Origin of the sequence: Novibacillus thermophilus, assembly GCF_002005165.1 — a bacterium.
GTDB classification, from domain to species: Bacteria; Bacillota; Bacilli; order Thermoactinomycetales; family Novibacillaceae; genus Novibacillus; species Novibacillus thermophilus.
On record NZ_CP019699.1, the window covers coordinates 3,498,542 to 3,512,322 of the forward strand.

The following is a 13,781-nucleotide window of genomic DNA, read 5'->3' on the forward strand; positions in this document are numbered from 1 at the left end:
TTCCTTTTTATGACGATTGCTTTAACAATTCGGCTTGTTCTTGCATCGTTAAGCTGTCGATAATCTCATCTAGCTCCCCGTCGAGGATGTATTCCAGCTTGTGCAGCGTCAAACCGATGCGGTGGTCTGTGACGCGACTTTGCGGAAAGTTGTACGTTCGGATTCGTTCGCTGCGATCCCCTGTCCCCACTTGTGTTTTACGGTTGTCTGCCAGTCTCGCCTGTTCTTCTTGCCGGTATTTATCCAACAAGCGTGCACGTAACACCCGCATGGCCTTTTCCCGGTTTTTAATTTGCGATTTTTCGTCCTGACACGACACGACGATACCGGTCGGGACGTGGGTAATCCTCACGGCTGACTTCGTCGTGTTCACGCTCTGCCCTCCCGGTCCGCTGGAGCAAAACGTGTCAATGCGCAAGTCCTTCTCATCAATGTCCACTTCCACTTCTTCCACTTCCGGAAGTACAGCGACCGTGGCGGTGGACGTGTGGATGCGCCCGCCGGACTCGGTCGTTGGCACCCGCTGCACGCGGTGAGCTCCGCTCTCGTATTTCAAACGGCTGTAGGCTCCCTTTCCTTGAACGGTGAATATCACTTCTTTAAAGCCGTCCAGCCCGGTGTAGTTTGCTTCAATTATTTCTGTTTTCCACCCTTTTCGCTCAGCGTAACGGGTGTACATGCGGTAGAGGTCGGCGGCAAAGAGGGCGGCCTCTTCGCCGCCGGCTGCACCGCGTATTTCGACGATGACGTCTTTGTCGTCATTCGGATCCTTCGGAAGTAACAAGAGGCGAATTTTCTCCGCAAGTTTCTCTTTCCGCTCGGAAAGTTCTTCGATCTCCAGCTTGACCATCTCGCGCATTTCAGCGTCGAGCTTTTCCTCAAGCATCGATTTGGCGTCGGCAAGCTGCTCACTGACGGATTTGTACTGTTTGTACGCTTCGTATTTATCTTCCAGGTCGGATTGTTCTTTCGAGTATTTGCGCAACTTATCCGGGTTGCTGACGACGTCCGGATCACAGAGCAGCTCGTTCAGCTCTTCGTAACGATCTGCGATCGCCTGCAATTTGTCTAGCATTGTCCCACCTCGATGTTTCCACAATGGATAACATCTTTATATTATAATACACTCCGAAGGATAAGAAAAGTGTTACATCGGTTGAGGACCGTTCCCGGTTGGACTTGGGAGCGGCCTGCGTCGCGTCCCTGAATGGTTTGACATGTTTGTTCACCCCCCGTTATTCGACTCGTCAGCTTGTCCAGTCTCTAGTATTTCCTCAAGCGGGCAATCGTAAAAGTCCGATATGCGTTTCAATGTATAGTAACTGCCCACACGTTTCCCAAGTTCGATCATCGCGTACATGCTACGCGATATTCCTAACGCGGAGGCCACTTCTGCTTGTGTCATGCCACGTTCTCTGCGCAATGCGATGAGTTTATGGCGCTTCATCCTACCACTCTCCGCTTCTCTCACGTGTGGAAATACTGTGGAAACACACCATTAAGAGTATATCACATTTAGTGACAATGTAAAAATGTTTCAGACACTTTCGGTGACTGTCTTTATTTTTGTCACTCTCCGTGATAATCTGTTATGAGGAGGCGCGGATATGACCGAAAAACCGACGTTAGGAAACAGCTTACGCCGTTTGAGGAAACGACACCGCATATCTCAATCTGAATTGGCTAAGCATATTCGCGTTAGCCGAAGCACGATTGCCATGTGGGAAACGAGTCAGCGCGTTCCCGACTTGATGATGGTCGAGCGGTTGGCCGACTTTTTTCAAGTGAGCATCGACGAACTGTTGTCACGCCACGAAAAAAAGACGGTGTACGACCCGCAGACAGAATGGTTTGTCCAAGATTTCCGCAACGCCCCCGAACAACAAAAACAGGAACTCATCCGCATTTGGCAAATTATTCGGGAGAGAAGTTGAAACCCGGCAGTTTTCCTACGCTGCCAGGTTTCCTTCATCGGTTGAAAGATGGTTAAACAGCCGTTCGTCGGAACTGACGCGAAACTCATAGCGCGGGACGATGTCAAACAACTGGCGAGCAACTTCCTCTTCTATCGCTGGCGCCCGGGATCGGGCGACATGGGGGCCAGGTCAATGCGTACCAACGCATTCCCTCCTAAGATGACGACCGTCGCATCCTCCACTCCGTCGACGTTTTCCGCGGCCTGCTCCATTCTCCGTGCATCGGCACTGACTGTCCGCGGTGTCGGATCGCCAACCCGTATGTTCGGGTTTTGTCTGCTGTAATTGTTGTCCCCATCCGTTCGCGGATAGCGATCATCTCGTTCTTCAGGGGCCCGTACACCCGTGTGAGTGAAGCTGTCGTCCTCCCGCTCTTGGGCTTGGTCGTCTGCCGCACAAGCGGCAAGTGCCCAGATGAGGAGGAACACGATACTGAAGATGAGCGCAACCCTTTGGTACGTACTCACACTAACGCCACCTCCTTGGCCTTAGTGTGTCCAAGAAGGGAGGTTACAGTCGCTCCGTTTCTAAATAAAAACAGGCAAGCGTGTCATTCAGATGCTTGCCTGCCGTTTTTTGCCGTTGCTTTTTATTTAAGGTTGTACTTTTTCTTAAACCGGTCTACCCGTCCGCCAGTGTCGACGAATTTCTGTTTGCCGGTAAAGAACGGATGGCACGCAGAGCAGATTTCTACGCGCAAGTTTTCTTTCGTTGAGCCCGTTTCAAATGTGTTGCCACATGCACAGGTGACGGTGGTTATTTTGTATTCAGGATGAATGGCCGTTCGCATCGTTCTTTCACCTCTTTTCCACCTTACTGTTACGTTCGATGTGATCAAAGTACCATTCAATACATAAGCGCGAGTACGATTATAGCACGGATCTTCTTTCCCTTGCAAGGAACGAAAAAAATCAGGGCAAAACACTCATCGGGTCTAAGTTTTCGCCGTTTTTCCGCACTTCAAAGTGGAGGTGATAACCGGTGCTGTTACCGCTCTTCCCCATGTACCCGATAACGTCGCCACTGGAAACACTCTGTCCCCGGCTGACGTTCATCACGCGCAAGTGCGCGTAGTACGTCGACCACCCGTCTCCGTGGTCGATGACGACGAGATTGCCGTAGCCCCCAGCATGCCCGGCACGGCTGACGACACCAGAGGCCGCCGCTTTAATGGGGGTGTTCCCTTCCTGTTCGTTCCATATGTCAATCCCGCGATGCAGACGGCCGTTTCGGTTGCCGAACCCACTCGTCAGCTGTCCGCCCACCGGCCACGAAAAACTGCCACTGAAATGCCCACTCTCTTCGTTCGCCGGGCGGGAAGCGATTTGAACGCTGTTTTGGCCGCCGTGAAGTTTTTTTTGTTTTGGACTTGGACGCTGAACCTTTATCCGCTTCGGCACGGACACCACTTGGCCGACGTACAAGCCGCCCGTTTGTGTCAACTCTGGGTTAAACCGTTTCATCAACCCTTCGGATACGTTGTACTGTTCGGCCAGTGAAGCGAGATCGCGCTCTTCTCTGATCCGAATTTGTTCTTCGCGGTACGGGATTTTCAGCGTGTGACCGGCGCGGATGGCATGAATGTTTTGGATCTGGTTAAAGTCCGCGAGTTGCCGTGTGGTCAAATCAAAACGCTTCGCTATTTCGCTTAGTGTGTCGCCGGGTTTTATTTTGTACGTCATCGGTTTGTCCGACTGTTTCAACGGTTTCGCGTGTTCCAGAGATGCGAGAGGATTGTAGAACCGGTATACGGCTTCTTCGGCAATCTGTTCCCGAATGGCGTCGGGGTTTTCCGGAGGCTGTACGGGCACAGCGTACGCCGCGTTTCCGTGAACGGGAAATAACCAGGAGGCTGTACACAATCCTAACGACGACATCACGATCTGCTTTCGCTTCAGGAGTCACCCACCACCTCTGTGTCAAGATGTGTCCTTCTACTAGGAACGTATGCCCATGACTTGTCTCAATATGATGCAGGTGTCTCCCTTACGCCGTCGATGAACGCGTGTGTTTTACGGAAGACTGGTTTTCGAGAGTGGCCAAAAACTCTTCATTTGTCTCCGTCTGTTTCAGTTTACGCAAAAAGCTTTCTGTAAAGTCCGGATGGTCAGACATCGTTTTACGCAGCGCCCACAACCGATCCAACTCGTCTTTTGAGAGGAGCAACTCCTCGCGCCGCGTTCCGGAACGGACGATGTCGATGGCAGGAAAAATGCGACGTTCTGCCAACCGGCGCTCCAAATGCAACTCCATGTTGCCCGTCCCTTTGAATTCCTCGTAAATGACGTCATCCATTCGACTGCCGGTGTCGACCAGTGCTGTCGCGAGTATCGTCAGGCTGCCACCTTCTTCTACGTTGCGCGCCGATCCGAAAAACCGCTTTGGGCGGTGAAACGCAGCCGGGTCAATCCCTCCGGACAGTGTGCGTCCGCTGGGCGGTATGACCAGATTGTAGGCCCGCGCCAACCGGGTAATGCTGTCCAACAAAATGACGACGTCTTTTTTGTGTTCGACGAGGCGCTGTGCCCGCGCCAGCACGAGTTCAGCCACTTTAATGTGGTTTTCCGGCATCTCGTCGAAAGTCGAGCTGACCACTTCCCCTTTAATGGAACGTTGCATATCTGTCACTTCTTCCGGCCGCTCGTCAATCAAGAGGACGAACAACTCAATTTCAGGGTGGTTGGCGACTAGACTGTTGGCAATTTCTTTGAGGAGAACAGTTTTGCCAGCTTTGGGGGCGATACGATTAAACCGCGCTGCCCGAATCCGACAGGCGAAATTAAATCCACGATCCGCGTTGACAGTCGGTCTGGCGTCGTTTCCAACTGGAATTTCCGGTTCGGATGGAGCGGTGTCAAAGCTGGGAAGTGCAGTCTTCCAGCCGCTGTTTCCGGATCTTTCCCGTTGACGGCTTCCACGTGCAACATGCCGAAGTAACGTTCATTTTCTTTCGGAGGCCGAGCTTTACCGGACACGAGATCACCCGTGCGCAAGTCAAATCGCCGGATTTGCGAGGCGGAGATGTAAATATCGTCCGAGGAGGGGAGGTAATTGATCGGGCGGAGGAACCCGAACCCTTCCGGCAAAATCTCTAACACACCTTCCATAAACGTCAGCCCGTCTTTTTCCGCTTGAGCTTTCAGTATGGCATAGATGAGTTCTTGTTTTTTCATCTGGCTGTAATAAGGAATCTGGTATTCTTTTGCCAGTTTGTACAATTCAGTCAATTTCTTGCTTTCAAGGTCACCCAAATGCATTTCCACAACGTATCCACCACTTTCTCTCACACGCAGTTTACTTCTCCATCATTGCCCTATAGGCGTTTGTTTATTCCCCTACAAAATTCGGTTTTTTCTCTAAACGGTGTTTGCCGTCGATAAAGCGTACCGTACCGGTTTTGGCCCGCATGACGAGCGACTGGGTCGTAGCGATTGAACCGCGGTAGCGCACTCCTTCCAACAACTCGCCGTCTGTCACTCCTGTCGCAGCGAAAATGGCGTCATCCCCCTTGACGAGGTCGCTCATCTTCAACACTTGCTTCGGATCAGACAATCCCATCTTGCGGCAGCGTTCGTATTCCGTCTCGTCTTCAGGCATGAGCCGTCCTTGAATTTCTCCTCCGAGGCACTTCAAGGCGACTGCTGAAAGGACGCCCTCGGGTGCACCGCCTACGCCCATCAAGATGTCGACACCCGTATCCGGGAATGCCGTATTAATGGCAGCCGCTACATCGCCGTCGGGTATGAGCTTGATTCTGGCACCGGCTGAACGCACTTCTTCAATCAGTTGACTGTGGCGGGGCCGATCGAGAATGGACACGACCAGATCTTTCACATCGCGCCCCAGCGCATCGGCGACGGCATTTAAATTATCGGCGACCGGTGCATCTATGTCAATATGCCCCACAGCTTCAGGTCCGACGGCGATTTTCTCCATGTACATGTCGGGAGCGTGCAACAGACAACCCCTTTCTGCGATCGCCACGACGGAAATAGCGTTCCACAGTCCTTTAGCCACGATGTTTGTCCCTTCCAACGGATCGACCGCCACATCTACTTCAGGCGGGTACCCCATCCCTAAGCGCTCACCAATGTACAACATCGGGGCTTCGTCCTTTTCTCCCTCGCCGATGACGACGGTTCCCCGTATCGGAATGGTGTCAAACACTGCGCGCATGGCCTCGGTCGCCGCGTTGTCCGCTCCGTTGTTGTTCCCGCGGCCCATCCATCGACCAGAAGCGAGGGCGGCCGCCTCGGTGACTCGCACCAGTTCCATTGCTAGACTTCGTTCCACGACACCTTCATCCTCCCAATGAACGAAATAATGGTAACCTAATATAGTATATATGTTACATTATTTCTGGTGCAAGAACGAACGCGCCCTCTCCTCTATCCGCCACGTCTCGGCGCCGAGCAAATTTAACTTCCTCTCCAAGTGTTCGTAGCCGCGGTCGATATGCTCAACTCCCGTCACTTCCGTGATGCCTTCTGCCATTAATCCAGCCACGACGAGGGCTGCGCCTGCCCGCAAGTCAGTCGCTTTGACCCGCGCCCCTTGAAGGGGGGTTGCGCCTTCTATGACCGCCGACCGGCCTTCGACTTTAATTTGCGCTCCCATTCTACGCAGTTCGTCGACGTGTTTGAAGCGGGAAGAATAGATGTTGTCGGTGACGATACTCGTACCGTCGGCTGCTGTCAAAAGAGCTGTCGCCGGTTGTTGCAGATCGGTGGGGAAACCGGGATAAGGAAGGGTTTTGATGTCCACTGGGCGAATGGCATCGACGCCCACCACTCGAAGAGAGTCTTCTTTTTCTTCGACAGTGACGCCCATCTCACGCAGTTTAGCGGAGATCGGTTCTAAGTGTTTCGGAATGACGTTGTCGATTGTGACATCACCTTTCGTCGCAGCGGCGGCAATCATGTAAGTGCCTGCCTCAATTCGGTCGGGAATGATCGGGTGACGGCAACCGCTCAATGCGTTCATTCCGTAGATGCGGATCACATCTGTACCAGCTCCTTTGATTTTCGCCCCCATGGCGTTTAAAATGGTCGCGACGTCAATAATTTCAGGCTCTTTGGCTGCGTTCTCGATAACCGTCTGTCCCTCGGCCCGGGATGCAGCTAACATAATGTTGATCGTGGCGCCGACACTGACGACGTCAAGGTAAATGCGGCAGCCGACGAGACGCTCTGCCGCTAGACGGACGGCTCCTTGTTCATAGGACACTGTGGCGCCAAGGGCTTCAAAACCTTTCAAGTGTTGGTCAATCGGGCGAGGTCCTAAATTGCAGCCGCCGGGCATTCCGATGACGGCTTCTTTGAAACGGCCGAGCAACGCCCCCATTAAGTAGTACGAGGCACGCAGTTGTTTCACGTTTCCGTTGACGAGCGGTACGTTGGTCAGGTTGAGTGTGTCGACCTCCATGACCGACCCATCTTGCCTCACTTTAGCCCCTAACCGTTCCAGCAATTCGCGGTAAATGTGTACGTCGCGGATGTCCGGCAGATTTTCTACGACAGTCGGCGTATCGGCCAACAACGTTGCGGGGATTAAAGCGACAGCGCTGTTCTTCGCACCGCTAATATGTACGGTTCCGCGGAGAGGACGGCCGCCTTTTATTTTTAATATTTCCATTCGGAGACATCCTCCACTCTTTCATGTTTGGGTCTATGTTAAAACTTTACATTCATGGTGAAGTGAAGTACTGTTGCACAATCACTGTCCATTATAGCACAGTCAGGACGCACTCATTCAACGGCAAATCGTACAAATGAGTGGACCTGAAGTGGGGCGAACAAGAGTGCTTAGAGTGTTCGACTGATTCAGAAAGGAAACGCCCCTGTGCCACTTTGACCACCATTAAGTTGTAAACCGAATTGGAAAAGATGTGTGTCGTGGAGGGGAAGGAAATTTCCGTTCCGTTAACGCAGGGAAAGAGGGAATTGCTTTGAGACAATTCCCTTCCCCCACTGTCAGAACGTCCCGTTGGTTGTAAGGTCTCATCCGCCGGGGCGACACGTGTTTTCGAGGAGGCACGTGAAATGTCGGCGTTTATTTCTTCGCGCTTTCCCAGTCGGCGAGAAACCGTTCGATGCCTTGGTCGGTTAAAGGGTGCTTGACCATTTGTTCAATGACTTTAAACGGCATCGTTCCAATGTCGGCCCCCAGTTTCGCCGCTTCTGTCACGTGGACGGGGTGGCGGATGCTGGCCGCGATAATTTCTGCCGGCAGTCCGTGAATATCGAAAATTTCCGCGATGTCCGCGATCAGTTGCAATCCGTCCTGGTTAATGTCGTCAAGGCGGCCGATAAACGGGCTCACGTAAGAGGCTCCCGCCCGCGCCGCCAGGAGGGCTTGGTTTGCGGAAAAAATGAGGGTGACGTTCGTCTCAATTCCTTTTTGCGTAAATCGGTGGACGGCCTTCAACCCTTCCATCGTCATCGGAACTTTAATGACGATGTTGTCCGCGATCGCTGCCAGCTTCTCACCTTCCGCGACCATTTCGTCCGCTTTTAGACTCACCACTTCGGCACTGACAGGCAATTCTCCGACAATGTCCGCAATTTCGCGCAAAACTTCTTCAAAGTTGCGGCCTTCTTTAGCCACTAAACTCGGGTTGGTCGTCACACCGGACAGTATGCCGAGCTCGTAAGCTTGTTTGATTTGCTCTACGTTGGCGGTGTCGATAAAAATTTTCACAGTTCCGTCACGCTCCTTTTCGTTACAGTATATGATCTGATTCCTTTGCCATTCGCAAGGGGGATTTGTACGGTATGTCTCCGACTCTTCGAGCAGACACTCGCTTACAGCGGAGCTTTTCCAGAACTGCCAAACAGGCGCATCTTGTGTTTGACGACTTCTTTAATGGCGTCGCGGGCAGGCCCCAAATATTTGCGCGGATCGACAAGGGTATCGTCTTCGTTCAGCAGTTTTCGCACGGTCTTCGTACAGGCGACTTGGCTCTCCGTGTTGACGTTCACCTTTCCGACACCTAACGAGATGGCTTTCTGAATAGATTCATCCGGCACGCCCGACCCGCCGTGCAACACGATGGGCACATCCACTTGGCGACTCACTTCTTCAATGATGTCAAAACGAATTTTCGGCTCTCCCCGGTACATGCCGTGGGCAGTCCCGACAGCGATAGCCAAAGCGTCGACGTTTGTCTCTTCGTAAAAGCGAATCGCCTCTTCCGGTTTGGCTAGGGCCGCTTCGCTCTCGTCGACGCTGACGTCGTCTTCCACACCGCCGATCGTGCCTAACTCTCCTTCTACGGAGACCCCTACAGCGTGCGCTGCTTTGACCACCTCTTTCGTTAAGCGGATGTTTTCTTTTAACGGGTAGTGCGAACCGTCAAACATGACGGAGGAAAACCCAGCTCGAATACATTTCATGACCACGTCGAAACTGCTGCCGTGGTCCAGGTGCAACGCGATGGGCAGACCGGAGTTGTCCGCTGCCGTCCGTGCGATGGCGATCACGTAATCCAGCCCGATGTACCGCATCGCTCCCTCACTCACACCGAAAATAAGCGGAGACTGTTCCTCCTGGCCAGCCTCTGTTATCGCCTGAGTGAATTCCAAATTGTTGATGTTGAACTGTCCCACCGCAAAACGTTCCCGCTTAGCTTGTGGCAAAAATTCCGTCATCGGAACAAGTGGCATGGGGAAGCCCTCCTTCACATGAACTGTTCACGTGGGACATTATATCACTTTGCCTGGGAAAAAGGGAGTGATCACCCTGCCATTTGTTTGTTAACTTCCAACTTCAACTCTTCTATATCGAAAGGCTTGGTAAAATGACGAAGGACTCCGAGTTTAGACGCTTCCTTCAGCATATCCAGTTCACCGTAGGCTGTCATCATAATCACTTTCATGTCGGGTTCCATTTTTTTAATCTGCTTTAAAATTTCGAGACCGTCCATCCCTGGTATTTTCATGTCGAGAAGGACTAGACACGGTTTTTCCCTATTCACAATCTCTAACGCGACCCTTCCGTTTTCCGCCTGAAATGTTTCGTAACCCTCTTGATTGAACACTTCACTCAACAACGCCCGAATTCCGAATTGGTCATCGACAATTAGGATTTTCTTGCCGTCCGCACACATGCTCACGCATCTCCTTTCGCTTTACCGAACGTTTGACTCTTCACTCATGGTGACTTTTGAGGAAAAGGGTGACGAATTCTAGGCACGACGGATGATTCCTTATGAGGTACTCTTTTTATATATTTCGATCAAAAGTTCCATTTTCCTCTTAATTGTAAAAAGTTTTTGTAATCGAGTAGGAGGGGGCGGCTAGCCCCCGTCCTCTCACACCACCTAGCATGCGGGTCCGCACTAGGCGGTTCCAAAAGGTTGACGAAGTTCCATATAACGAAAAAGCATACTCTTCAGCCCTTTCGCTTCCCAGTAGGAAGTCGGAAGGGCATTGTTTGTATTCCGGGACATTTCCCATGCGGGAATTGGCCATCATGAAGCAGGCCCATTCTGGTACGCCAAGGGCCCTAAGTTCACGAAGACGGGTTCTGACCCGTTTCCATTGTTTCCATAGGCACATCCTCAGTCTGCGCCGAATCCATTGGTCGAATCTTTCACAGTGCGTCTTCATCGATGCCAGTCGAAAGTACCTGACCCAACCGATGATGTAGCGGTTGAGCCGTTTAATTCGCTCTTCCATGGAGATCGCCCGTGAACGACTCGTCATCTCACGTATTCTATCTTTGAATCGGGAGATGGTCTTCGGGGCTAACCGAATCGTTGCTTGTTTGTCCGGCAGAAAACTGAACCCTAGGAATTTCCGGTTCCAGGGGCGGTCTACCGCACTTTTGTCTCGCTTCACTTTCAGTTTCAGCTTTCCCTCTACAAAGCGAATTACCGATTCCATGACGCGTTCCCCTGCGCGCTTGCTAGCGACAAAGATGTTACAATCGTCCGCATAACGTGCGAATTGCAACCCGCGTTTCTTTCGTTCTTTGTCCAGGTCGTCCAACAAGATGTTGGCCAGAAGCGGACTCAGCGGTCCGCCTTGCGGCGTCCCTTCCTCTGTCCGTTGGCATACTCCGTTGACCATGACTCCGGCGTTGAGGTACGCCCGGATGAGTTTCAGGTCTCGCTTGTCCTTCACCCTTCTTGCTACCCTCGCCATGAGCATGTCGTGGTTTACTCGGTCAAAGCACTTCTCTAAGTCCAAGTCCACAACCCATCTGTATCCACTCTGGATATAGCGCTGGGCTTGAAGGACCGCATCATGGGCCCGCTTCCCTGGTCGGAAGCCGTAGCTGTCCCATGAGAAGTGAGCATCGAAGATCGGATGCATCACTTGCAGCAGGGCTTGCTGGAGGAGCCGGTCCATCGCGGTCGGGATCCCTAGAAGCCTCACGCCGCCTCCAGGTTTGGGGATTTCCACCCGTTTGACTGGCGCGGGTTTGTAGGTTCCCGCTAGGAGCTCTGCTTTCACCTGTGCCCAGTGTGTGTTCAGGTAAGCCTGCAGTTCAGCTACCGTTACTCCGTCCACTCCGGGCGCTCCTCCGTTTCGGACCACTCGCTTGTATGCGAGCAAGAGATTTTCTCTCTCAAGCATCCTGTCCAGCAAGTCGTTATGGTCTTCGCGAGAGGAAGGGGCGACTTGTGCCGGAGAAGAGCTCGGCGCTCCAACATACCCTCGCGGCTTCACCGCTGCTCTCTGTTGGCAGCTCCCTTGCGGGATATTCTGCTGTCTGCGCTCTTCTCTCGAACGCATCGGTTTCCTCTCTCCTTTCGGTTCGGCCCTTCCGCTTTCCGGCGCCCCGTACTTGCGTACTATGGCCTCTGCTGACTCCTGCGGATTCAGCGCAGCCTCTCGACTGCGGTTACGATGTTACTTCGCGTGTTCCGCAGGCCTCCCCAGATAAGAGCGTCATCTTTCCGCCCGCGATCACTGGAGTTTACAGGATGAGCCCTTGGCGGCTTTGGATTTCGTTGTGTTCTGGCAACTCATCCGACTAATCCTGCCTCAAATCCAGTTCGTGTACCTTGACCCGTGCGTTTGTCTCCGGCTTCCTTCAGATTCCGCCTCGCGACGGACACCCTTGCCTTTGACTACGGTAGGCGCTCGCCAGCCCCCGTTCGGGACTTTCACCCTATAGATGACGCCCATGCTGGGCGTACAAAAAAGACCAACCTCGCTAAAAAAGGTTGGTCTTTTGCTCTGTTCGTTTGACGCTCGCGCCGACAAACCCTTGGAACAGCGGATGTGGCCTGTTCGGACGGGAGGTGAATTCAGGGTGAAACTGGCAGGCGACAAACCACGGGTGGTCTTCCAGCTCGATCATTTCCACCAGGCGGCCGTCTGGAGAAGTTCCGCAAAACCGGATGCCCGCCTCCGCCATCTGATCGCGGTATTCGTTGTTAAATTCGTAGCGGTGACGGTGCCGTTCGTAAATGAGGTTTTGTCCGTAAGCTGCTTCCGCCCGGCTCCCTCTCTCGATTTGACACGGATAGATTCCGAGGCGCATCGTCCCGCCCAAACGCTCGACATCCTTCTGTTCCGGCAATAAATCGATCACTGGGTGCAATGTGTCCGGGTTGATTTCTGAACTGTGGGCCCCTTCCAAATGGAGGACGTTGCGGGCAAATTCGACACACGCCACCTGCATCCCGAGACAAATGCCCAAAAACGGGATGCGGTTTTCCCGCACGTAACGAATCGCCTCCATTTTGCCGTCAATGCCCCGGTCGCCAAAACCGCCCGGCACGAGGACGCCGTCCACATCCCGCAGCAAGTCGGCCACATTGTCAGAACGGACGTCTTCCGCATTAATCCATCGAATGTTCACTTCCGTGTCGTGGGCAATGCCGGCGTGATTGAGCGCCTCCGCCACACTCAAATAGGCGTCACGCAACGAAACGTATTTCCCGACGATGGCAATGGTCGTTTGCCGCGCCAAGTTGCGCACACGTTCGATTAAAGCCTGCCACTCGCTCATGTTCGCCTCCCCTTCCGGAAGTTGCAAGTGGCGGACGACGATGTCGTCGAAATGTTGCTTTTGCAACAGGAGTGGCATCTCGTACAAATTCTCTACGTCGACTGCTTCGATGACAGCTTCCTGTTCAATGTCGCAAAAGAGAGCGATTTTGTTCTTCATCTCTTGTGACAGCGGCTGTTCACTGCGACAGACAATCACTTGCGGTTGAATGCCGATACTGCGCAATTCTTTCACGCTGTGTTGCGTCGGTTTCGTCTTCAATTCCCCTGCTGCGTTCAAATACGGGATTAGGGTACAGTGAATGTACATGACGTTTTCCCGGCCGACTTCACTCTTGATCTGCCGGATCGCTTCCAAAAACGGAAGACTCTCGATGTCCCCTACCGTCCCGCCGATCTCCGTAATGACCACGTCTGGGTGATCTTCCCGTCCGGCGCGGTAGACGCGGTCTTTAATTTCGTTTGTAACGTGCGGAATGACTTGCACAGTGGCACCCAAGTAGTCGCCGCGCCGCTCTTTTGAGATGACGGAAGAATAAATTTGCCCGGTGGTGACATTTGAGTTTTTGTTTAAATTAATGTCGATAAATCGTTCATAATGTCCAAGGTCCAAATCTGTTTCCGCCCCGTCCTCTGTGACGAAGACTTCCCCGTGTTGGTAAGGGCTCATCGTACCGGGGTCGACATTTAAGTACGGATCAAACTTCTGAATGGTGACGCTAAGACCCCGGTTTTTTAAGAGTCGGCCGAGAGAGGCAGCGGTAATCCCCTTTCCGAGGGAAGATACGACGCCTCCGGTTACGAAAATGTATTTGGCCATACGACGGTTGCTCCTTTCTTC

At 52.8% G+C, this 13,781-nt stretch carries 12 protein-coding genes and 2 pseudogenes; 1 reads left to right on the forward strand and 13 read right to left on the reverse strand.

The window, feature by feature from the left end; translation table 11 throughout:
* Nucleotides 1–7 precede the first annotated feature (7 nt).
* Both prfA and B0W44_RS17050 read right to left on the reverse strand, forming a co-directional pair.
* Nucleotides 8–1,075 carry a peptide chain release factor 1 gene (gene prfA / locus B0W44_RS17045; RefSeq protein ID WP_077721071.1) on the reverse strand — a complete coding sequence of 356 codons (1,068 nt, stop codon included), beginning with the start codon at nt 1,073–1,075 and terminating at the stop codon, nt 8–10.
* A gap of 150 nt (nt 1,076–1,225) precedes the next feature.
* Complete coding sequence (locus tag B0W44_RS17050) at nt 1,226–1,447, reverse strand: helix-turn-helix transcriptional regulator (RefSeq protein ID WP_077721072.1); 222 nt, start codon at nt 1,445–1,447, stop codon at nt 1,226–1,228.
* A 160-nt stretch (nt 1,448–1,607) separates the two neighbouring features.
* On the opposite strand from B0W44_RS17050, the gene B0W44_RS17055 reads away from it, so the two are divergent.
* Nucleotides 1,608–1,934 carry a helix-turn-helix transcriptional regulator gene (locus B0W44_RS17055; protein WP_077721073.1) on the forward strand — a complete coding sequence of 109 codons (327 nt, stop codon included), beginning with the start codon at nt 1,608–1,610 and terminating at the stop codon, nt 1,932–1,934.
* A gap of 131 nt (nt 1,935–2,065) precedes the next feature.
* On the opposite strand, the gene B0W44_RS17060 is transcribed toward B0W44_RS17055, so the two are convergent.
* From B0W44_RS17060 to B0W44_RS17110, 11 genes and pseudogenes are all read right to left on the reverse strand, one after another.
* Nucleotides 2,066–2,443, reverse strand: coding sequence for a hypothetical protein (locus B0W44_RS17060; protein ID WP_077721074.1), 378 nt, complete (start codon nt 2,441–2,443; stop codon nt 2,066–2,068).
* A 122-nt stretch (nt 2,444–2,565) separates the two neighbouring features.
* Nucleotides 2,566–2,766 (reverse strand): 50S ribosomal protein L31, encoded by a 201-nt coding sequence (gene rpmE, locus B0W44_RS17065; protein ID WP_077721075.1) that lies wholly within the window; start codon nt 2,764–2,766, stop codon nt 2,566–2,568.
* A 121-nt stretch (nt 2,767–2,887) separates the two neighbouring features.
* Entirely contained in the window at nt 2,888–3,853 is a 966-nt protein-coding gene (locus B0W44_RS17070) for a peptidoglycan DD-metalloendopeptidase family protein (RefSeq protein ID WP_077721076.1), read from the reverse strand.
* A 109-nt stretch (nt 3,854–3,962) separates the two neighbouring features.
* Nucleotides 3,963–5,233 (reverse strand): annotated as a pseudogene (gene rho / locus B0W44_RS17075) (transcription termination factor Rho).
* Between the two features lie 70 nt (nt 5,234–5,303).
* Complete coding sequence (gene glpX / locus B0W44_RS17080) at nt 5,304–6,269, reverse strand: class II fructose-bisphosphatase (RefSeq protein WP_077721077.1); 966 nt, start codon at nt 6,267–6,269, stop codon at nt 5,304–5,306.
* Between the two features lie 60 nt (nt 6,270–6,329).
* On the reverse strand, nt 6,330–7,610 hold the full coding sequence (locus tag B0W44_RS17085) for a UDP-N-acetylglucosamine 1-carboxyvinyltransferase (RefSeq protein ID WP_077721078.1): 1,281 nt from the start codon (nt 7,608–7,610) through the stop codon (nt 6,330–6,332).
* 417 nt (nt 7,611–8,027) lie between these two features.
* A complete protein-coding gene (gene fsa / locus B0W44_RS17090) occupies nt 8,028–8,675 on the reverse strand; it encodes a fructose-6-phosphate aldolase (protein WP_077721079.1) in 648 nt (215 codons plus the stop codon).
* Between the two features lie 104 nt (nt 8,676–8,779).
* Nucleotides 8,780–9,640 carry a class II fructose-1,6-bisphosphate aldolase gene (gene fba / locus B0W44_RS17095; protein WP_077721080.1) on the reverse strand — a complete coding sequence of 287 codons (861 nt, stop codon included), beginning with the start codon at nt 9,638–9,640 and terminating at the stop codon, nt 8,780–8,782.
* 71 nt (nt 9,641–9,711) lie between these two features.
* Entirely contained in the window at nt 9,712–10,083 is a 372-nt protein-coding gene (locus tag B0W44_RS17100; RefSeq protein ID WP_077721081.1) for a response regulator, read from the reverse strand.
* Between the two features lie 231 nt (nt 10,084–10,314).
* Nucleotides 10,315–11,716, reverse strand: a pseudogene (gene ltrA / locus B0W44_RS17105) (group II intron reverse transcriptase/maturase).
* Nucleotides 11,717–12,140: 424 nt separating this feature from the next.
* Nucleotides 12,141–13,760, reverse strand: coding sequence for a CTP synthase (locus B0W44_RS17110; protein WP_077721082.1), 1,620 nt, complete (start codon nt 13,758–13,760; stop codon nt 12,141–12,143).
* Nucleotides 13,761–13,781: the final 21 nt, after the last annotated feature.